17 protein-coding genes are annotated in these 20988 nt (G+C 71.6%); 12 read left to right on the forward strand and 5 right to left on the reverse strand.

Features of this window, described 5'->3' with window-relative positions; all coding sequences use genetic code 11:
- The first annotated feature begins 144 nt into the window (after positions 1–144).
- The 9 genes from K8556_RS12310 (at position 145) to K8556_RS12350 (ending at position 11895) form a co-directional block, all read left to right on the forward strand.
- Positions 145–1746, forward strand: a complete 1602-nt coding sequence (locus tag K8556_RS12310; protein WP_223740245.1) for an MBL fold metallo-hydrolase — start codon at positions 145–147, stop codon at positions 1744–1746.
- A gap of 89 nt (positions 1747–1835) precedes the next feature.
- Positions 1836–2843, forward strand: coding sequence for a CPBP family intramembrane glutamic endopeptidase (locus K8556_RS12315; protein WP_223740246.1), 1008 nt, complete (start codon positions 1836–1838; stop codon positions 2841–2843).
- Between the two features lie 78 nt (positions 2844–2921).
- Positions 2922–3401, forward strand: a complete 480-nt coding sequence (locus K8556_RS12320; protein WP_223740247.1) for a hypothetical protein — start codon at positions 2922–2924, stop codon at positions 3399–3401.
- Positions 3402–3555: 154 nt separating this feature from the next.
- A complete protein-coding gene (locus K8556_RS12325; protein WP_223740248.1) occupies positions 3556–4653 on the forward strand; it encodes a 6-phosphofructokinase in 1098 nt (365 codons plus the stop codon).
- A 23-nt stretch (positions 4654–4676) separates the two neighbouring features.
- Positions 4677–6743: a serine/threonine-protein kinase gene (locus K8556_RS12330; RefSeq protein WP_223740249.1), complete on the forward strand. Its 2067-nt coding sequence runs from the start codon at positions 4677–4679 to the stop codon at positions 6741–6743.
- Positions 6740–7738, forward strand: coding sequence for a tetratricopeptide repeat protein (locus K8556_RS12335; RefSeq protein ID WP_223740250.1), 999 nt, complete (start codon positions 6740–6742; stop codon positions 7736–7738). The genes K8556_RS12330 and K8556_RS12335 overlap by 4 nt, the downstream gene beginning before the upstream one ends.
- A gap of 20 nt (positions 7739–7758) precedes the next feature.
- Entirely contained in the window at positions 7759–9657 is a 1899-nt protein-coding gene (locus tag K8556_RS12340) for a sigma 54-interacting transcriptional regulator (RefSeq protein WP_223740251.1), read from the forward strand.
- Between the two features lie 19 nt (positions 9658–9676).
- Positions 9677–10261, forward strand: coding sequence for a hypothetical protein (locus K8556_RS12345; RefSeq protein WP_223740252.1), 585 nt, complete (start codon positions 9677–9679; stop codon positions 10259–10261).
- Positions 10258–11895, forward strand: coding sequence for a carboxypeptidase regulatory-like domain-containing protein (locus tag K8556_RS12350; protein WP_223740253.1), 1638 nt, complete (start codon positions 10258–10260; stop codon positions 11893–11895). The genes K8556_RS12345 and K8556_RS12350 overlap by 4 nt, the downstream gene beginning before the upstream one ends.
- A 9-nt stretch (positions 11896–11904) precedes the next feature.
- On the opposite strand, the gene K8556_RS12355 is transcribed toward K8556_RS12350, so the two are convergent.
- The 3 genes from K8556_RS12355 to K8556_RS12365 form a co-directional block, all read right to left on the reverse strand.
- Complete coding sequence (locus K8556_RS12355; protein ID WP_223740254.1) at positions 11905–12414, reverse strand: hypothetical protein; 510 nt, start codon at positions 12412–12414, stop codon at positions 11905–11907.
- Between the two features lie 98 nt (positions 12415–12512).
- Complete coding sequence (locus tag K8556_RS12360; protein WP_370639913.1) at positions 12513–13484, reverse strand: tol-pal system YbgF family protein; 972 nt, start codon at positions 13482–13484, stop codon at positions 12513–12515.
- Positions 13485–13662: 178 nt separating this feature from the next.
- On the reverse strand, positions 13663–14397 hold the full coding sequence (locus tag K8556_RS12365) for a hypothetical protein (RefSeq protein WP_223740509.1): 735 nt from the start codon (positions 14395–14397) through the stop codon (positions 13663–13665).
- Between the two features lie 181 nt (positions 14398–14578).
- Between K8556_RS12365 and K8556_RS12370 the strand changes: the two genes are divergently transcribed.
- Positions 14579–15004, forward strand: coding sequence for a YciI family protein (locus K8556_RS12370; RefSeq protein WP_223740256.1), 426 nt, complete (start codon positions 14579–14581; stop codon positions 15002–15004).
- A 4-nt stretch (positions 15005–15008) separates the two neighbouring features.
- Here K8556_RS12370 and mutL read toward each other — a convergent pair whose 3' ends face one another.
- Entirely contained in the window at positions 15009–16886 is a 1878-nt protein-coding gene (mutL, locus tag K8556_RS12375; protein WP_223740257.1) for a DNA mismatch repair endonuclease MutL, read from the reverse strand.
- Positions 16887–16988: 102 nt separating this feature from the next.
- On the opposite strand from mutL, the gene K8556_RS12380 reads away from it, so the two are divergent.
- Both K8556_RS12380 and K8556_RS12385 read left to right on the forward strand, forming a co-directional pair.
- Positions 16989–17960, forward strand: a complete 972-nt coding sequence (locus K8556_RS12380) for an SDR family oxidoreductase (RefSeq protein WP_223740258.1) — start codon at positions 16989–16991, stop codon at positions 17958–17960.
- Positions 17957–20050 (forward strand): 1-acyl-sn-glycerol-3-phosphate acyltransferase, encoded by a 2094-nt coding sequence (locus K8556_RS12385; protein ID WP_223740259.1) that lies wholly within the window; start codon positions 17957–17959, stop codon positions 20048–20050. The genes K8556_RS12380 and K8556_RS12385 overlap by 4 nt, the downstream gene beginning before the upstream one ends.
- 30 nt (positions 20051–20080) lie before the next feature.
- Here the strand turns inward: K8556_RS12385 and K8556_RS12390 are convergent, their stop codons facing one another.
- A complete protein-coding gene (locus tag K8556_RS12390; RefSeq protein WP_223740260.1) occupies positions 20081–20959 on the reverse strand; it encodes a GGDEF domain-containing protein in 879 nt (292 codons plus the stop codon).
- Between the last annotated feature and the right edge of the window lie 29 nt (positions 20960–20988).

Genomic DNA, 20988 nt, shown 5'->3' on the forward strand with positions numbered 1-20988 from the left:
TCGAATCGCTCAGATTCGCTTGTCAGCTCTGCATCCTGGTCTTCAGCACCCGCCCCGACCTGCCTTGACTCCGCGAGTTCCACCCTCGGAACCGCTTGGAGCTTTGTCAGGGTGTGGGCGTCTCTCCGATTGCACGCACCCATCATGACCGCTCCCCTGTATCGCCTCGCGGACGCCACTCTCGTTGAACCGCTCGTCCAGGACTTCCAGGCCTGGTGGATGACGGTGGCGCCCATGCCCGCGAGCCTGCATCTGCAGGCCTACCTGCTGCCGCTCCTGAAGGCCTACCTGCAGACGCCGGACTTCCACGCGAAGGCGGCGAAGGATCCGGCGCTCAGCGGCAGCTCGTTCGTGGGCATCGCGCCGGAGCGCGCGGACGAGGTGCGGGCGCTCATGCAGCGGATGACCGCCGCGCAGGAGGACAACATCAAGCTGGCGGAGGCGTTCGACGAGTTCCAGACGCAGTTGTTGGCGGAGGCCAAGGGCCAGTCCCTGGAGCCGCTGTACGCGCGGCTGCCGGAGCCGCTCAAGGGCGTGGTGGAGCTGGTGTACGACTACGTGAACCGCCCGTCGATGCGGGTGCACGAGGGCCTGCTGTACCGGGGGCGCCACTACAAGTCGGACCTCCAGTCGATGCGGATCCGCCGGCTGAAGGCGGACGCGGAGCGCGACTCGCTGCTCACCACGCCGCGCCTGATGGAGGCGGGGCACCTGGACTGGAAGGTGCCCTTCCACGACGAGCGCCTGGACAAGCTGTTCAGCCTGGACCTGGAGCCCAAGCCGCTGGAGTGGATCCGCGACCTGCTGGGCGACGCGGTGAAGTCCGACGCGGACCTGATGCCCCTGCTCACGGAGGCGCCGCAGACCCTTCCGGAGACGTGGAGCGGGCCGGGGCCGCGCATCCGCTACGTGGGCCACGCGTGCGTGCTGGTGGAGTGGAAGGGCACGTCCATCCTCATCGACGCGGTGGTGCCGGTGCGGCCGGAGAAGGTGGGCCCGCTGGAGCGCATGTCCTTCGCGGACCTGCCCCGCCGCATCGACTACGTGATCATCACCCACAGCCACCCGGATCACCTGGACATCGAGACGCTGCTGCGCCTGCGCCACCGCATCGGGACGCTGATGGTGCCGCGCGCCAGCGGCGCCCTGGCCGGTGACTACTCGCCGCGGCTGTTGGGCAAGGCGCTCGGCTTCAAGAACGTGCTGGAGCCCTACTTCTACGAGTCGCTGCCCATCGCGGACGGGGAGATCATCGCCGCGCCGTTCATGGGCGAGCACGGCGACGTGGCCCACGCCAAGACGGCGTGGATCATCCGCACCGGCGAGGAGCGCCTGTTCTTCGCCGCCGACTCCATGTGCGTGGACGAGACGACGTACCGCGACCTGCGAAGCACGGTGGGCGAGCTGCAAACGGTCTTCATGAACACGGAGATCGAAGGCGCCCCGCACACCTGGATGATGGAGGGCTTCTTCCCCAAGAAGCGCGACCGCAAGCTGGAGAAGAACCGCCGCTGCCGCGGCAGCAACTCCACCGAGGGCCTGCGCCTGCTGGAGCTGGTGGGCGCGAAGCGGCTCTTCAACTACGCCATGGGCCTGGAGCCCTGGATGGAGCACATCATCGGACCGGCCGCCACGCCGGAGACGCCCCGCATGAAGGAGTCCGATCTGCTGCTCACCACCGCCCGCGAGCGCGGCCTCCAGGCCGAGCGGCTCCAGGGCGCGCAGCAGGTCCACCTCAAGGGCTGAAAAGCGCACGCGGGCGCGGGGCGGCCTGGCCCGCCCTCCCCTCGTACGTAGGGCTCGACGGGACGAGCCCAACCGGTATGCTCCGGAACATGAGGAATCCCCGGAAAGAAACCCTCACGTTCATCGCGGTGACGCTCGCGGTGAGCTGGACGATGGCCGTGGCGTTCATCGCCGGCGGCGAGAAGTCCGTGTGGTTGATGCGCTGGATGATGTGCGTGCCCGGCATCGTGGGGCTGGCGTGCTCGTGGTTCTTCCGTCGCGAGCCGCCCTCCGCGGTGGGCTTCGCCTTCCCCGGCTGGAAGTGGTGGCTCGTGGGGCTGGCGCTGCCCCTGGCGTACGGCGCCGTCATCGCGCCGCTGGCCTACGCGATCCGCTTCGTGACCGGGGACGCGGCCTTCATCACGTACCAGCCGGAGCTGCTCAAGGGCCCGTTCGGGGTGACGGGCGTGGCGACGGTGCCGGTGATGATCCTCCTGTTCTGGGCGCTGACGATCACGTGGTGGCTGGCCGCGGCCTCCGTGCGCTGGCGCTGGGTGGAGAAGCTGGGCGCGAAGCTGCCCGAGCGCTGGCGCTGGCTGCGCCACGGCCTGTTCGCGCTGGTGTGGTGGCCCGTCGTGGGCTTCGGCGTCCCCAGCGAGCTGGGTGAGGAGGTGGGCTGGCGCGGGACGCTGGCGCGCTGGTGGATGCACCGGCCGGCGCTGGCCGCGGCCATCACCATGCCGGTGTGGGCCGCGTTCCACCTGCCGCTCATCTTCTCCTCCACGCAGCGCGGGCACGTGGGGCAGAACGTGACGTTCCTCCTGTCCATCGCCGTGGCCGCGGTGGTGTTCGCGCAGCTCTACATGGCGTCGCGCTCCATCTGGCCGCCCGCGCTCTTCCACGTGAGCTGGAACCTCATCAACCCGCTGCTCTTCGGCAGCGTCTACAACGGCCGGCCGGGGCTCTTCGGCGGTCAGGTCTGGGTGTTCAACGGCGAGGGCGTCTTCGGGCTGCTGCTCAACGGGCTGGTGGCCGTGTGGCTCTTCCGCCACTGGAGGCGGAGCGCCCGGAGCGCGGAAAGCGCGGTATTGCCGGAGTCCTCCGCGACGCCCGCCTGAGAAGCGATGCGGCCCGCCGAGCGCAGGCTTTTCCGCATGTGACATCCCGGGTGGGCAACAGTTACTCTGCCGCGCGAGATGACCCCTGCCGCCCGGGCCGACATGGAAGCACGTGCCGACCGCGCCCTGCGCCGGGGTGAGCTGGCGGAGGCGTTCGAGCTCTTCGAGCACCTGCTCGCCGCCTTTCCGCGCGAGGAGGCGCTGGCGGCCAAGCTGGCCCACCTGCGCGACAGCCTCCAGCCGGAGGAGCTGCAGCACCTGAAGAACCGCGTGCGCGAGCCCCAGCGCCTCCCGCTGGGCCCGCCCTCGCCCATGCAGGAGGGCGAGCGGCTCTTCACGTTGGGTGACTACGTGGGCGCCGCCGCCGCATACCGCCGGGCGCTCCAGGAGCGCCCCGGCAACGAGCTGGTGCTGGAGCGGCTGGAGGAGCTGTACCGGATGGCCCGCGAGATGCCCGTGCAGTCCCCCACGGACCGGGCCCTCCCCGCGCAGAAGGAGGACCGCCTCCAGGCCCTCCTGGACCGGCTGGCCTCCCGGCGTCGCATCAAGCGCGACTGAGGGGCCGCCCCCGCGTCCCTCCGAGCGCGGATCCGACAGCACCGCTGATTCGTGCGTTGCACCCCCTGGGGGTGGCACCTACTATCCGCACCGACGTTGCTGTCATAGTGTCGCCCGTCCCCACTGACACCCGCGTCCGACTTTCTTCGTTCCTATGGCTCGACCTCTTCGACTTGGCGTCCTCACCGGCGGTGGTGACTGCCCCGGACTCAACGCGCTCATCCGAGGCCTCGTGCGACGGGGTGTGCTCGAGTTCGGCCACTCGTTCGTGGGCATCGAGAACGGCTACATGGGCCTGGTGGAGCCGGAGCTCGTCCGCCCGCTCGGCCTGGAGGACACGCGCGGCATCCTGCCCAAGGGCGGCACCATTCTTGGCACGTCCAACAAGGCGAACCCGTTCTCCTACCCGGTGCGTGAGGGCACGGGCTGGGTGACGCGGGACGTGTCGGATCAGGTCCTGCGCCGCTGCGAGGAGCTGCGGCTGGACGGCCTGGTGGCCATTGGCGGGGACGGCACGCTGTCCATCGCGCACCAGTTGGCGGAGAAGGGGCTGAAGGTCGTCGGGTGTCCGAAGACCATCGACAATGACCTGTCCGGCACGGACCAGACGTTCGGGTTCGACACCGCGCGGCTCATCGTCACGGAGGCGCTGGACCGGCTGCACTCCACCGCGGAGGCGCATGACCGCGTGATGGTGGTGGAGATCATGGGCCGCCACGCGGGCTTCCTCACGCTGGAGAGCGGCATCGCCGGCGGCGCGGACCTCATCCTCATCCCGGAGATTCCGTACCGCGTGGAGTCCCTGCTGGAGACGCTGAAGAAGCGGGCCACGCGGCGGCGCAGCTTCTCCATCATCGCGATTTCGGAGGGCGCGTATCCGGAGGGCGGCGCGCTGTCCGTGCTGGCGGAGGCCGCGGACATCCCGGGCCGGGGCGTGGTGCGGCTGGGCGGCTCCGGCAAGGTGTGCGCGGATCTGCTGGCCAGCCACATCGAGGCGGAGATCCGCGTCACCGTCCTGGGCCACCTGCAGCGCGGCGGCAGCCCGAGCGCGGCGGACCGGGTGCTGGCCACGCGCTACGGGTGCAAGGTGCTGGACCTGGTGCGGGACGGACAGTGGGGGCACATGGTGGCGCTCAGGAACAACGACGTCATCCCCGTGCCGCTGAGTGAGTCTCGCAAGGAGCGCCGCGTGGACGTCCGGGGAGACCTGGTGCGGTTCGCGCGGAGCATGGGCATCGGGTTCGGGGACTGAGGGGAGAGCGCGCACCGCACGCCATGACGCTCGTCGGCCGCCATATCGGTCGCTATCGCATCCTGGAGGAGCTGGGCTCCGGGGGCATGAGCGTCGTGTACAAGGGCCTGGACACGGCCCTGGACCGCGAGGTCGCGGTGAAGGTGCTGCACCCGCACCTGGCCGGCAAGGACGAGTCGCGCCGTCGCCTGGCGCGCGAGGCCCGCGCGGTGGCGAAGCTGCACCACCCCAACATCCTGGAGGTGTTCGACTTCTCCTCGGCGGAGGCGCACGACGCCTTCATCGTCACGGAGTACATCCGGGGCCGCACGCTCAAGACGTACCTGGACGAGGGCCCGCTGGAGCCGCCGGAGCTGGCGGCGATGATCATCCACGAGCTGGCGGCGGCGCTGGCGCACGCGCACGAGGCGGGCGTCATCCACCGCGACCTGAAGCCGGAGAACGTCATGGTGCGCGAGGACGGGGTCCTCAAGCTCATGGACTTCGGCATCGCGCGGCTGCTGGACATCGAGGACCGGATGACGGTGACGGGCGCGCTGGTGGGCTCGCCCGCGCACATGTCGCCGGAGATCATCGAGGGCCTGGAGGCCGGGCCGGAGGCGGACGTCTTCAGCCTGGGGATCATGTTCTACGCGCTGATGACGGGCCGGCTGCCCTTCACGGCGTCGAACACCACGGCGACGTTGAAGCGCATCCTGGACGGGGCGTACGAAGACCCGCGCCGCCGCGTGCCCACGCTGTCGGACGAGCTGGCGGAGATCTGCGCGACGTGCCTCCAGCGCGACCCGGCGCGGCGCTACCCCAACGCGGGGAAGCTGCGCGACGCGCTGGCGGACGCGCTGGCGGGGCTGGGGTTCTCCCGGGTGGGCGAGGAGCTGATCTCGTTCTTCGCGGATCCGCCGTCGTACCAGCGGCTCGCGCGCCAGCGCATCGTCGCGGCGCTGCTGGAGCGCGGGGAGCGGCAGCTCGCGGAGAAGCGGACGCCGCGCGCGCTGGCGTGCCTCAACCACGTGCTGGCGCTGGACGCGACGAATGAACGGGCGCTGGGGTTGCTCAAGGGCATCCAGCGTCAGCAGCGGCGGCGCACGTGGCGCAGGCGTGGCATCCGCGTGGGAATCGGGGCGGGCGTGGCGCTCGCGTTGGGGCTGGGCGGCTGGCAGGTGTCCCGGATGAACGCGAGCGCGCCCGAGACGCCGAAGGCCCCGGGAGCGCAGGTCGCTGCTGGCGCCGCTGCGTCCGCGGGAACGCAGGGCACGGGCGGCACGGCGGCCCCCAACGGCACAGGCCCCCTTCACGGCGGACAGGGCACGGGCGGCCCGGCGGGTTCACCCGGCGGTACGGGCATCCCCAATGGCGCGCAGGGCACGGGTGGCGTAACGGGTTCACCCGACGGTAAGGGCGCCCTTCACGGCGGCACGGGCACGGGCGGCACGGCGGGCTCACCCGACGGTACGGGCGCCGCGCAGGCCCCGGGCTCGCGGCCCACCGGCACGGGGACTCCCGGCCGCGACGCACTCGCGCCTCCCACGGACTCCTCGCCCCGCGTCCCCTCCCCTCCGGAGCGCACGCCCTCGCGCCCCACGGTGGTCGCCAGCCTCGACCCCCAGGACGACTCCAGGCCCGCGCGCGCGGGCAGGATCCCCGTGTCCATCCTCGTGCGCCCCTACGGCTCCATCCGCGTGGACGGCGGCCCCGCCGGCACGCAGCAGCTCGCGCAGCACGACGTGCACCTGTCCCCGGGCCAGCACACCGTCACCGTCTCCTGCGGCTACTGCGAGGACGCCACGGAGACCATCGACGTGAAGCCGGACGGCGAGAACGTCTTCCGCCTGCGCGCCCTGCTGAAGTCCTCGCAGCTCGCCATGGACTACCAGCCGCCGGACGCCACCGTGCGCGTGGGCGACGTGGAGCGCACCGCGCACGACAGCCTCCAGCACCCCTTCGACATCCGCTCCCCCCGCGGCCCCGCCAGCTTCCAGCACCGCGTGGAGGTGGAGATCTCCTCCCCCGGCTACAAGACGGAGAAGCGCGTCGTCCTGCTGGAGCCCGGCAAGCCCACCACCCTGCGCGGGAGACTGGCCCCCGAATGAGCCGTGGCCCGTTGCTCCTCGTCGTCCTCCTGCTGGCCGCCCTGCTCGGCCCCGCGTCCGCGCGCGCCCAGACGCCCATGGGCGCGGATCCGGAGGTCGCCGCGCTGCGCTCGTCATTCGAATACGGCAAATACGCGGAGGTGCTGGAGCGCGCCGGCCAGCGGATCGACCGGGGCGACCTGCCGGAAGAGGACCTGGTGGAGCTGCACAAGCTCGCGGGCCTGTCCGCCTTCAACCTCAACAAGACGGACGAGGCCGAGCGCCACCTGCGCGCCGTGCTCCGGCTGGATCCCGACTTCAGCCTGGACCCCTTCGTCGTCCCGCCCCCGGCCGTCGCCTACTTCGAGGACCTCAAGAACCAGATGTCCGGCGAGCGCGAGTTCCTCCGCCAGGAGCAGCGCCTGCGCCTGGAGCGCGAGAAGGCCGAACAGGAGCGCCGGGAGCAGGAGCGCGTCGCCCTGGAGACGCAGCGCCGCCGCGCGGAGGAGCTGGCCCGCCAGGTCACCGTGCGCACTGTGGAGAAGCGCAACTTCCTGGTCAACTTCGTCCCCTTCGGCGCCGGCCAGTTCCAGCAGGGCCGCAACGGCATGGGCATCGCCATCGCCGCCACCGAGGGCGTGCTGGCCATCACCAGCATCATCGCGTTCTTCGCGTACGACTCGCTCTTCGAGGAGCGGCTCGTCAACCTGGACAACGTGCTGGATGAGGACGGCCGGGCCTCCATCCCCATCCGCTACATCCCCACGGACCGCGCCCGGCAGGCGGACACCTGGCAGTTGCTCAAGCTCGCGTCCGCCACCGGCTTCTACACCGTCTACACCCTGGGCGTGGTGGACGCCGTCTACCACCACGAGGACCAGGTGGTGACCAGCACCACCGTCGAGTCCCGCCCCGAACCGAAGCCCTCTCCCTCCGTCTCCCAGGCCGCGCCGCCGCGCGTGCGGCTGTACTCCACCCGTGGTGGGCTGGGCGCCGGCTTCTCCCTCACGTTCTAGCCCCGAACCAAAGTCCACCCATGGCCAGCCTCACCGTCCGCACCCCCGATGGAAAGGTCCGCACGGTCTCCCTGCTCAAGCGCATCACCAGCCTGGGGCGGGGATCCGACAACGACGTGCCGCTGGAGGACCCAAGCGTCCCCGCCAGCGCCCTGCACGTCACCTTCGACGGCACCCGCTACGAGGTGGGCAGCCTGGGCGCCACCTTCCACGTCAACGGCAAGCGCCGGGACAACCACGCGCTCGCCACCGGCGACGTGGTCAAGGTCGGCGGCACCGAGCTGACCTTCTCCCGCGAGGACGCCCCCCGCGAGCCCGTGCGCCGCGAGGTGCCCGAGCGCGAGGTGTCCCTGCCCTCCGCCGCCACCGCGTCGTCGGATTCACACACGGCGGAGCTGCCCGGCGTGGTGGGCCGGGAGCTGGTGCTGCTCAAGCGGCTGACGGCCTTCAGCGAGCGGCTCTTCGGCAGCTACGACGTGGACCGCATCCTGGAGAGCCTGCTGGACGAGGCGATTGAGGTCACCCGCGCCGACAAGGGCTTCCTCATCCTGATGGAGAGCGGCGAGCCGCGCGTGAAGGCCGCGCGCAACGTGGCCCGGGAGAACATCGAGGACGCGGTGGAGAAGCTGTCCGACTCCATCATCGCCAAGGTGGTGAAGGACCAGAAGGCCATCATCGTCGCGGACGCGCTGGACGCGCCGGAGTTCAAGGCCAGCGAGTCCGTGGTGAACCTCAAGGTCCACTCCGTCATGTGCGTGCCCGTCATGCACAAGGGCGACCTGTTCGGCGTGCTCTACGTGGGCAACGACCGGCTGGTGAACCGCTTCGAGCCCAAGAGCCTGGACATGCTCACCGTGTTCGCGGCGCAGGCGTCCCTGCTCTTGCAGAACGCGCTGCTCGTGAACGACCTGAAGCTCGACAACACGGAGCTGCGCCGCAAGCTGGAGGACCAGCGCTACGGCGACATCGTGGGCGCGTGCCAGGGCATGCGGGACGTGTACAAGCGCATCGACAAGATCGCGCCCACGGACATCTCCGTCCTCATCACCGGCGAGACGGGCACGGGCAAGGAGCTCATCGCCCGGGAGATCCACCGCCGCTCGCCGCGCACCAAGGGCCCGTTCATCACGGTGAACTGCGGCGCCATCCCGGAGAACCTGCTGGAGAGCGAGCTGTTCGGGCACGCCAAGGGCGCCTTCACCGGCGCGGTGGCCACGCGGCCCGGCAAGTTCCAGGCGGCCATCGGCGGCACGCTCTTCCTGGACGAAATCGGCGAGATGCCGCTCCAGCTCCAGGTGAAGCTCTTGCGCGCGCTCCAGGACAAGGTCGTCTACAAGGTCGGCGAGAACCGCGGCGAGCCGGTGGACATCCGCGTGGTGGCCGCGACGAACAAAGTCCTGGAGGAAGAGGTGAAGCGGAACACGTTCCGCGAGGACCTCTACTACCGGCTCAACGTCGTCACCGTGAAGCTGCCGCCCCTGCGCGAGCGCGGCGAGGACGTCATCGTCCTGGGCCGCTTCTTCCTGCAGAAGTACGCGCGCGAGTTCAGCTCCAAGGCGCGCGGCTTCACGCCCGCGGCCGCCGTGTCCATGAAGAAGTACGGCTGGCCGGGCAACATCCGGGAGCTGGAGAACCGCCTGAAGAAGGCGGTGGTGCTGGCGGACAAGCCGCTGCTCGGCGCGGACGACCTGGACCTCAAGCCGGAGAACCTGGAGCCCATCATGCCGCTGCTCCAGGCCAAGGAAGAGTTCCAGAAGCGTTACATCAACGAGGTCCTGGCCCGGAACAACGGCAACCGCACCAAGACGGCCAAGGACCTGGGCGTGGATCCCCGCACCATCTTCCGCCACCTGGAGAAGCTGGAGGCGGAGAAGACGGGCGGTCCGCTTCCTCCCGAGGAGAACGAGGAACTGTTATAGCGTTCCTCCAAGCCACGCCATGCACCGTCACGCGACGCGACAGTCCCGGGGCCTCCTCCAGCCGCTGGTGACGGCCCTGGGGATCGCGGCGCTCGCGACGGGCTCCGGGTGCCTCATCCCCCAGGACGAGGCGCTGCTGGAGAGCGTGCCCCAGTTCAAGAACCGGCCGCCGCGCATCCTGGAGGAGCAGGTGGAGCCCTCCGAGCGCATCCTGCGCGCGTTCGGCGTGGGGAGCTGCACCCAGGACTTCAACGTGGTGGTGGAGGACCTGGACGTGGACGACCGCATCACCGTGGAGTGGTACGTGGACTACAACCCGTCCAACCCCACGGGCTTCTACCGGCAGATCGTCCTCGCCAACACCGGCCAGCCCCGCCGTGACGACCGCGGCACGCTGCGCATGGACCTGCGCTCGGCCAACAACCCGCTGGCCCCGCCGGGCATCCACCTGGTGGAGGCGCTCGTCACCGACCGGCACCTCACCAACCGCCAGCCGGATCCGCCGGACGAGGTGTTCCTCGCGGACGGCGGCGTGGTGAAGAACCCGGGCTTCGTGACCTCGTACTCGTGGGTGGTGAACACCGTGGCGGGGGACTGCCAGTGAGGCGCGCGCTCCGGGCCCTGGCGCTGGCGCTCGGGCTGACCGGGGCCGGGTGCGACTTCCTGAAGGAAGAGCCGCCCCCGGAGCAGTTGGTGTGCCGCTCCGACGCGGAGTGCGCCGCCGGCCAGGTGTGCTTCGTGGACGGCTGCGGCAACCCCGGCGGCGACATCGTCGTGGAGGTGCAGCCCCACCCCAAGGCGGGCCTGCTCGCGCAGGACTTCCCGGTGGACCGGCTGCGGGCGGAGCAGAACCTGGAGCTCTTCAGCCCCGTGCGCCTGGCGGGCACCGTCACGCGCGGCACCACCGCCGCGGCGGACGGCGGCACGGCCCCCCTGCCCTACCGCGCCCCCATCCACCTGCTGGCCACGGGCGACAGCCGCCTCATCCCGGGCGTGGCGCGGCGCTATGAGACGACGCTCACCCCGGACGACGGCGCGTGGGTGCTGCCCGTGGGCAGCGGCAGGTACACCGTGACGCTCACGCCGGTGGACCCGGCCCTGCCGCCCCTGTCGCGCGACGCCGTCGTGGATCCCTCGTCGGGCGGCGCGGTGGCCTTCGACCTGCCCACCGCTTCGCGCGTGGTGACGCTGACGGGGACGCTGGTGCTCCAGGGCTCGAAGCGGGTGGACGCGGACATGGAGGTGCAGGTGCTGGATGAGTCCCTGCGCCCGCTGTCCCAGCGCGCCCGCGTGGCCCGCGATACGGGGGCGTTCCAACTGGTGCTGAGCGCGGAGGACGCCGCGCGCGCCACGGTGCTCCTGCGCGCGACGCCCGTGGACGCCGGGGACCTGGTGCCCTGGAAGACCTTCGTGGTGGTGCCGTCCAGCACCCTCCCCGCCCCGCTGGAGCTGGGCGACCCCGGCGCGCCCGTGCGGGTGGAGGGCCGCGTGCTGGAGATGGACGGCCAGACGCCCATGGCCGGCGCGCGCGTGTCGCTCCAGGGCCGCGTGGCCGGCGGCGGCACCTTCAAGGGCGTGCCGGTGCTGACGGACGCACAGGGGCGCTACCAGCTCACGTCCCCGCCCGGCGTCGCGGAGTCCCCGCTCACGCTGGTCATCGTCCCGCCGCCGGGCTCGCGCTCGCGCCTGACGCCCCAGCAGGTGGCGGTGGCGGCGGTGGACACGGTGCTGCCGGACGTGGCGTGCCCGGCGCGCATGACGGTGGCGGGCAGCGTGAGGAACCCGGAGGGCACCGGCCCCGCGTCGGGCGTGCGCGTCGTGGTGGAGCCGGTGGGGGCCCTGGAGGGCTATCCGCAGCCGCCCCTGGGCTTCGAGTCGCCCCTGACCACCAACAGCGAGGGCAGCTTCTCGCTGGCGCTGGACCCGGGCGAGTACCGGCTGGACTTCTTGCCCGGGGAGAACCTGCCGCGCGTCAGCCGCTTCGTCACCGTGCCGGCCGGCACCTCCGAGTCGGACGTGATGACGCTGGCCGCCTTCACGCTGTCACGGGGCCGTTCGCTGAGCGGCCGCATCACCCTGCCCCCGGACCCGGCCCTGGCGCCGGACGGCATCGCGGCGAACGCGTCCGTGCGCTTCTTCCGCGTGGTGACGGTGGGGGGACGGCCGGAGTCCATCCTGCTCGCGCAGACGGTGTCCGACAGCACCGGGCGCTACTCCACCGTGCTGCCCACGCGCTGAGGCGGCGCGCTACCGGCCGCTGTCCTTGCGGCGCGCGGTGTCGAAGGCGGCGTGCAGCGCGTCCACCGCGCCGCCCACCTCGCCCGCGTACTGCACCGCGTGGATGGTGTAGAGGTCCTGCACCCGCGTGAGGTGGCGGTACACCGAGCGCAGCTCCACGCGCGCCGGATCCCGCGACTCCAGGGCGCACTCGGACTCGGACTTGCGCACGCGCGTCAGCCAGTCCGTGCGGAAGCGCATCCACTCCTGGTCGACCTTGCGGGCGGGGAGGACGTGCACCAGCTTCTCGCGCTCGGACTCCAGGTCCTTCCAGTGCGCGGTCGCGGCGTCCAGGCACTCGCGCACGGTGAGCGGCGGCGTCACCGGCGGGGGCCTGGAGGGCGTCATCGCCGCGACGGAGTGCCCCACGTTCCAGATCAGCCACAGCGAGACCAGCGAGGCCAGCGTGATGTGGACCGCGTACGCGGCGCCACGGTAGCGGCGGAAGCGGGGGTCTTTCTGCGAGTCGGGAGCGGACACGGGGTCCAGGTCTTACGACCCTGGACCCCGGGTGGCAATGCTTCCCTTGCGCGCCGTCCGGAAGGCGAACCCTCCGGGAGGACGCCAACGGCGGGGGACTACTGGCCGGGGGTGCCCACGGCCGGAGCGGCCTGGGGCGCGGCGGCCGGAGCGGCGGCGGGCACCGCGGCGGCGTCACCACCGGCGGCGGCGCGCTTGGCGGAGCTCAGGCGGCCGCGGAACTGCGACAGGTACTGGGTGGCCGGGTACGTGGCCAGCGCGTCGCGCACCGTGTCCGCCGCCTTATCGAACGCGCCCGTCTCCTGGTACGACTGGGCCAGCAGCAGCATGGCGTAGTCACGCGTCTTGGACTTCCTGTCGCCTTCCACGAAGCGGGCCAGCAGCGGCACGGCCTTGTCGTGCTGACGGAGCTGGTTGTAGGCGGTGCCCAGGAAGAAGGACGCATCCAGCGCGTCGGCCTCCTGCGGGTTCATGGCCAGGAAGCGCGACAGGTTCTCCACCACGGCGGGCATCTCGTTCTTGCGGAAGGCGATCTTCCCGCGCTCCAGGGCGGCGTCGCCCGTCTCGCGGCGCAGGATGGCGGCGCGGTCGTTCAGCGCCTGGCGCTCCAGCGAGGACAGCTTCTGCGTGTCCAGCTTCACCAGCGCGTCGATGCCCTTGAGCCGCTCGTCGCCCGGCAGCGTGGTCATCATCTTGTAGACTTCGTTCGCGGCGCGCTGGGCCGTCAGGTGCGCCGTGGTGTCCGCGCGCTGCTTCTCCAACTGCGAGGACAGGTCCGCGACCTGCTTCTCCAGCCGCTCCCGCTCGTTGGTGTTGCTGGAGCTGCGAGCGCCGTTCACCAGCACCGCGCCACCGACCGCCAGCACCGCGAAGAGCGCGTAGGCCACCGCCGAGGAGATCCACTGCCGCTTCTGGAAGTCCTCGTGGCGCTTGCCCACCGCCTTCACCTCCGCGTGGAGGTTCTTCAGCAGGTTGTCCGTCTTGATGACGAGGTTGCGCGACTCGATGACCTCGCGACGGAGCTCGGAGAGTTCCTTCTCGACGTCGGTCTTCGGTTGTTCAGAGGGCATGGACATCTTCCTGGGACCGGAAATGACTTCGGCCGACTCACGCATGCTAGGGGACTCTCCGGGATGAGGGGCGGGTTCTTTTTCCGCTCCCCAACAGGGCCCTTGGTGGCCACCATTCCCCGCAAGTCCCTGCTCCGCGCGCGCTCGCCTGCCCTGGTGTTGGAACTTTCCCAGGCCTCTAGAACGAGGCCATGGGACGGGATGGATTTGGCGGGAACGTATACGTCAGTCCGAGCGCGAACCCACTGCCTCCGTGACTGAAGCTGAAGGGGCCGCGCCACGCCTCCGCGTTCGGAGACTCCACGGGGCCGCGCAGGAACATGAAGCGGTACTCGGCGGTGATGCCCCACTCCGCGGACAGGCGGAGCGTGGCGCCGAGCGAGCCCACCCAGGCCTGGGAGACCTGCTCCTTGAGGGACGAGCCCTCGCGCGTCGAGGAGATGACCGCGGGCCCGGTGAGCACGCCCGCGAAGGGCACCAGCCCCTGCGGCCCCACGTCGAGCACGCCCTGGAAGCGCAGGCCCAGCAGCGCGCCGTAGGACACGGTGCTGACCTTGCGGAAGACGGTGCCGTCAGCCCCGGGCTCGGACAGGCGCAGGTTCTGAGCGGTGCCGAACAGATCGATGCCCACCTCCACCAGGTCCGACACCGCGTAGGCGAACGAGGCCACGCCCAGCGGGCCCCCGGAGGACTCCGGCGCGCGCTCCAGGCCGGCCCCCGGCCCCTTGGCGCCATACCAGGCGTCCTGGAGCGTGCCGTTGGAGGTGAGCCGGTAGCCGGCCTGCACGGTGATGCGGCCCACGCCATCCAGGTCGGTGGGGGCCCGCTCCGCGCCCCAGTCGCCGTCATCCTGGGCGAGGGCGAGGGCGGGCGCGGCGGCGAGGGCGAAGACGAGCGGCAGACGGCGGAGCATCAAGGCGCGGATCCCGGGGCTTTCTGCCGGCACGGGCGCTCGCGGCCCGGTGCTACAGGCGTGTCGCACACCGTAGCCGGGGACCCCGCCGCGTCAATTTTCCGGACCGTCCTCCGCCGTGTCGATCCCGCGCCCTACCATTCGTCGCCATTTCGAACCCGCCGTTCCAGGAGAACTCCCCATGCGCTTCATGATGATCGTCAAGGCCACCCCCGAGAGCGAGACCGGCCGGCTCCCCACCACGGAGGAGCTGACCTCGATGGGCAAGTACAACGAGGAGCTGGTGAAGGCCGGCATCCTGCTCGCGGGTGAGGGGCTGCACTCCAGCTCCAAGGGCGCCCGCGTGACGTACTCCAAGACGGGGACGACGGTGACGGACGGCCCCTTCTCCGAGACGAAGGAGCTGATCGCCGGCTTCTGGATCATCGAGGTGAAGTCGCGCGAGGAGGCCATCGCGTGGGCGCGCCGCGTCCCCTTCCAGGATGGCCAGGTGGAGATCCGCCAGGTGGCCTCCGCGGAGGACTTCGCGCCCAGCGATCCCACGGGCGAACTGCGCGCGCGGGAAGAGGAGCTGCGCGCGCAGGTCGAGGCGAAGGCCAGGGCCTGAGCCGTCAGCGGGCGCGCCGCTCCAGCTCCAGGAGCGGCATCTCCAGCACCACCACCGTGCCGTGTGTGCACGACGGGGTGAAGTCCGCGCGGTCCAATTCGCCCAGCAGCGCGCGCAACTGCGCGTCCGTGAGCGGCGAGGAGGACGCGCGGCGCGCGGCGTGACAGGCCATCACGCGCACGGCCTCCGCCAGGCTCGTCACGTCCAGCGGAGCGCTGCGCGGAGGCAACGCGCGCGACAGGGCCTCCAGGAGCGCGCGCGGGTCCACGCCCTCCAGGCCCGCCGGCACCGACTTGAGCGCGAGCGCCGTGCCGCCGAAGGGCTCCACGTCCACGCCCAGCTTGAGCAGCGCCTCGCGGCCGTCCACCAGCGCCTTCACCGCCGCCAGGGACAGGTCCACCGTGGTGCCGAACAGCGACGGCGGCGGCGCCTTCGCGTCGTCCTCCAGACGGCGCAGGTACGCGGTGAGGCGCGCGCGCTCCAGCGCGGCGTGCGGATCCAGCACCACCAGCGTGCCGCCGGGGCCCTCACAGACATGGAAGCGGCTGCCCAGCAGGCCCATGGGGCGCAGCGCCGCGAAGTAGCCCGGGGGCGGCGCCTCGTTGAGCTGCGGCTGCGCCTCGCCGAAGCCGAGCGACCGGCCCGGCACCTGGGGCGCCTGGAACGGACCGGGGAACGCGCCGCCCTGCGCTCCGCCGTTGGGCGCGAAGTAGGACGGCGTCAGCGGGCGCGCGGGCATGGAGCCTCCCGGAGCGTCCATCGCGGTGGGCAGCGGCGCGCCCCAGGTGGCCTCCTGCGCGCGGGTGAGGAAGCGCTCCACGGCGTGCGCGTAGTGCGCGGCGTCCCGGGGCTGCGGGTTCGCGGCCTGCTCCTCCGGCGATCCCAGCCACGGGGCCGCGCGCAGCACGCGCGAGAGGGCGGCGCTGATCGCGTCCTGCACGCCGCGGGCGTCCGCGAAGCGCACCTCCATCTTCTGCGGGTGCACGTTGACGTCCACCGCGGCGGGCTCCACGTCGATGTGCAGCACCACCACCGGCTGGCGGCCCGCGGGCAGGTAATCCTGGAACGCGCGCTGCACGGTGCTGATGAGGCCGCGGTCGCGGATGTAGCGGCGGTTGACGAAGGTGTAGAGGCCGCGCGCGTTGGGCAGCGTGTACTCCGGCGACGCGAGGTAGCCCGTGACGACGACGCCCAGCCGGCGCTCCTCCACCGGGAACAGGTGCGGAAAGGACGCGGGGCCCAGGGCCGCGGCGATGCGCTCGCGCGGATCATGCTCGCTGGCGGGGCTGGAGAAGAGCTCGTTGCCCTCGTGCGAGGCGAAGAAGCCGACCTCCGGGTGCGCGAGCGCCAGGCGCACCACGGCCTCCTCGCAGTGCTTGAGCTCGGTGGCGCCCTGGCGCATGAACTTGCGGCGCGCGGGCACGTTGAAGAACAGGTCCTCCACGGTGATGACCGTGCCCACGCGGGGCGGCGCGTCCTCCACCGTGGGCGGGCCGCCGCCCTCCACCGTGACCTTCGTGCCCTCGTGCGCGTCCGGCTCCGCGGTGTGCAGCGTGAAGCGGGACACGGAGGCGATGGCGGGGATGGCCTCGCCCCGGAACCCCATGGAGTCGATGTGGAAGAGGTCGTCCAGCTCGCGCAGCTTGCTGGTGGCGTGGCGCTCCAGGCAGAGCGTGGCGTCCTCGCGGCTCATGCCGTGGCCGTCGTCGGAGATGGTGATGCGCCCCACCCCGCCGGCCTCCAGCTCCACGCGCACGGTGCGGGCGCCGGCGTCGAGCGAGTTCTCGCACAGCTCCTTCACCACGGAGGCGGGGCGCTCCACCACCTCACCGGCGGCGATCTTGTTGATGAGCACGTCGCTCAGGCGCGCGATTCGGGACATGGCGATCAGCCACCCTCCGCCACCTGGATGACGTTGTCCAGAACATCACGGGCGCGCTCGGCTGACATTCCTGGACGGCTGGGCTAACACCCGCCCCTGCGAATGGAAGTGATCCGAGCAGGCAAGGACCCGATGCGAATCGCGGTGACAGGCGCCAGTGGCGACTACGGCAGGCTGTTGCTGCCGAGGCTGGAGGCGGACCCCGGCGTGGAGAGCATCCTCGTGCTGGACACGAAGGAGCCCCCGCCCATCAGCAAGGTGGAGTTCCACCGCGTGGACCTCACTCGCTACGACGCGGAAGCGGAGCTGACGGACGCGCTCACCGAGCGCCCCGTGGACGCCCTCTTCCACCTGGCGTTCCTCTTCGGGCCCATCCTCAACGGCCCGCTGGCGCACGAGCTGGAGGTCATCGGCACCATGAACGTGCTGACGGCGGTGGGCCGCGCCCGCCTGCCCCGGCTGGTGGTGCCGTCGCTCACGGTGACGTACGGCGCCCGGGGCAACAACCCGGCGCTCCTGCGCGAGGGCTCGCCGCTGTTCGGCTGTCCGCACAGCCGCTTCGTGAACGACAAGGTGGAGGTCGAGGGACAGGTGCGGGCGTTCCGCGAGCGCAACCCGGACACCCGCACGCTGGTGTTGCGCTTCGCTCCCCTGCTCGGCCCGAGCCTGGACAATCCGGCGACGCGGTTGCTGTCGCACGCGGTGGTGCCCACGCTCCTGGGATTCGACCCGCTCTGGCAGGCCATCCACGAGGAGGACGCGGGCCGGGCGCTACACCTGGCCCTGCGGGCGGAGGCGGCGGGAGAGTTCAACATCGTGGGGCGCGGGGTGTTGCCCCTGTCCGGGCTCATCCGCCAGGCGGGCGCGCAACCGCTCCCCCTGCCGGGGCCGTTGTTTCGTGGAGCACTTCGCGCGCTCGGGGTGGTGGGAGCGGGCACGTTGCCGGTGGCCCTGCTCGACTACATGCATTACTCCTGGGTCGCGGACGGGGAGCGCGCCGAGTCCGCGCTGGGGTTCGTGCCCCTCCACCATGTCAGGGACGCCGCCTCGGCGCTCAGAAGGAGCCAGTCATGACCAAGGGTGTCCTCGGGAATGATCCCTTCCAGCGGGGCGCCGCGCCTCGCACGGGCGAGGTGAAGGACGACGCGGCCCACCCGAAGGCCGCGAAGAAGTCCGCGGCGGCGAAGGGCGCGAAGTCAGCGGGCAAGGCGAAGAGCGCCAGGGGCGGCGCGGCGAAGTCCGGCGCCCGGGCGAAGGCGCCAAAGGGTGGCAAGGCCGCGGAGGCGAAGCAGGGCCCCGCCACGCCGAAGACGCCCGCGGCCAAGGTCCACAAGTTCGAGGCCCGCGCCCACGAACGCGGCGGCGCGAGGCACGAAGAGGACGCGCACGCCTCGGGCCAGCACCCCGCGGGCGAGGACGTGTCGCCCCTGCGCGAGCCCTCCGTACCCGGCCCCGCCGGGCCCCGTGCGTCGCGGCCCCAGGTGCTCGCGGACGAGGTGCGCGGCTCGCGGCCCCAGGAGCGCACCGTGGACCGCGCCCTGACGGAGGCCATCGCCTCGGAGGCGGCGGAGACCGCGGCGAAGACGGCCGTGGATGAGCTGTTCGAGGGCCGCACGGGTCCGGACCGCGACATCGAGCGCGTCCTCGCGACGGAGCTCGTCGCAGAGGTGGCCGAGTCCGCCGTGCGGCAGGTGCTGGACCTGGGCAACGGTGACGCTGGCGAGCGCGAGGTCGCCACCGCCATCGCCACCCAGGTGGCCGAGGCCACCGCGGGCGTCGCCGTGGACGAGGTGATGGATCGCAACGCCTCCAGCCCCGAGGAGCGCGCCCTGGCCTCCGCCGAGGACCGGCCCGGCGAGGCGCGGGGCCTGGACGAGGACGAAGGCGCCGACGAGGTCTGGACCGCCGACGCCTGGCGCCGCGACCCGAAGGACGCGCCGCCGCCCGAGGAGCTCGAGGAGGTCTGGACCGCCGACGCCTGGCGCCGCGACCCGGAGGGCATGGCCGCGCCGGAGGAACCGGACGAGGACGACCGGGTCACCGGCGTCGAGCGCGTCGAGGAGGACGGCGTGCACATCTCCGTCTCCATCATCGAGGGCGCGGCCCCCACGGACGTGGAGCCGGAGGTGGAGCTGCCCGACGAGTCCCACGACGAGCTGCCGCCCAGCCGCCGGCCCCTGTCGCTCGTGAGCGACCCCGGCGAGGCGCCGCTCCCGGACGAAGCGGAGCGGGACGCGCGGGGCTTCGGCCGTCCGGAGGAGCCGGCCGCGCCGTCAGGCTTCGCGGGCCGCGCCGCGGGCATGTTCTCGCTGGCGAAGGAGATCGCCGGCCAGGCGCTCGCGAGCGAAGGCCTGGGCCGCGCCGTGGGCGCCATGCACGGCCTGATGGAGGCCATGCGCACCAGCCTGGGCACCGGCGGCGGCAGCCGGCTGGACGACTACGGCAAGGACGCGGGGCTGGTGGAGAGCCTCCAGCCCGTGCTCGACTTCCTCTACGAGCAGTACTGGCGCGTCTCCGTGGAGGGCGTGGATCAGGTGCCGCGCGGCGCCTCCATCCTCGTCGCCAACCACTCCGGCGCCCTGCCCTACGACGGCCTCGTGATGGCGCAGGCGCTGCTGCGGGAGCGCCCGGATCTGCTCGAGGCCCGCTGGCTGGTGGAGGATCAGGTCTTCCACGCGCCCATGCTGGGCACCCTCTTCAACCGCCTGGGCGCCGTGCGCGCCTCGCCGGAGAACGCGCTGCGGCTGCTCGACGAGCACCGGCCGCTCGTCGTCTTCCCGGAGGGCTACCAGGGCGCGAGCAAGCCGTTCGCGGAGCGCTACCGCCTCAAGCGCTTCGGCCGGGGCGGCTTCGTGAAGCTGGCCCTGCGCACCGGCGCGCCCATCGTCCCGGTGGCCATCGTGGGCGCGGAGGAGACGTCCCCGCTGCTGGGCCGCATCCCCGGTGGCTTCCTCGGGTTCCCGTCGCTGCCGCTCACCGCGCCCGGCCCGCTGCCCGCCAAGTGGACCATCCGCTTCGGCGAGCCCCTCACCATGGAGGGCCTGGCCCCGGAGGCCGCGGACGACCTGGGCGAGGTGCAGCGGCTCACCGAGCGCACCCGCGAGTCCATCCAGAGCATGCTCCAGGCCCTGCTGCGCGAGCGCCGCTCCGTGTTCACGGGCTGAGGGCCCGGCGGGAGGAGCCGGCCGGGGGCGTCAGCCGCAGATGCGGTTGCGCCCCTGGCTCTTCGCCGTGAAGAGGTGCTCGTCCGCCGTGCGCACCAGCTCCGCGGGCTCGCGGTGGTGTGGCTCCAGCGTGGCCACGCCCATGGACAGCGTGACGGGGATGACCTGCTTGTCGAACTCGAAGCGCTGCCGCTCCACCAGCTTGCGCACCTTCTCCGCGAGCTGGCGGGCGCCGGTCAGGTGGATCTCCGGCAGGAGCAGCGCGAACTCCTCGCCGCCGTAGCGGGCGAAGACGTCCTCGCGCCGGATGCGCGTGCGCACCGTGGACGCCAACTGCTTGAGCACCGAGTCCCCGGCCAGGTGCCCGTAGGTGTCGTTCACGTCCTTGAAGTGATCCAGGTCGAACATCACCAGCGACAGCACGCGCTCGTAGCGGCGGCTGCGGGAGACCTCGCGGTCCAACTGCTCGTCGAAGTAGCGGCGGTTGTAGATCTGCGTGAGGCCGTCCATGGTGGTCAGCCGGTAGATCTCGTCGTGGTACGCCGCCTCGATGTTGCCGCCCGCGATGAACTTGAAGATGGTGCGGCCAATCTTCACCAGGTCGCCGTTCTGCAGCGACCGCGCCGACGACGCGATGTCGTCGTTGACGAACGTGCCGTTGGTGGACCCCAGGTCCTCGATGCGCACGCCCTTGGTGGTGTTGGTGATGCGCGCGTGGTTGCGGCTCACCGCCTCCTGATCAATCTGGATGTCCGCCTTGGACGACCGGCCGATCAGCGTCTCCTGACGCGCCAGGTCGTACTTGCGCCCCAGGTCCAGGCCGTAGATGACCACCAGCGCCGCGTCCAGGTTGACGGGGCGCTCGGAGATCTTCGAGATGACGGTGACGACCGTCTCCTTCTGGCCCATGACGCCGCCAAACGTATCACCGCGCAATT

This window comes from Corallococcus sp. AS-1-12 (assembly GCF_020036995.1).
GTDB lineage: Bacteria > Myxococcota > Myxococcia > Myxococcales > Myxococcaceae > Corallococcus.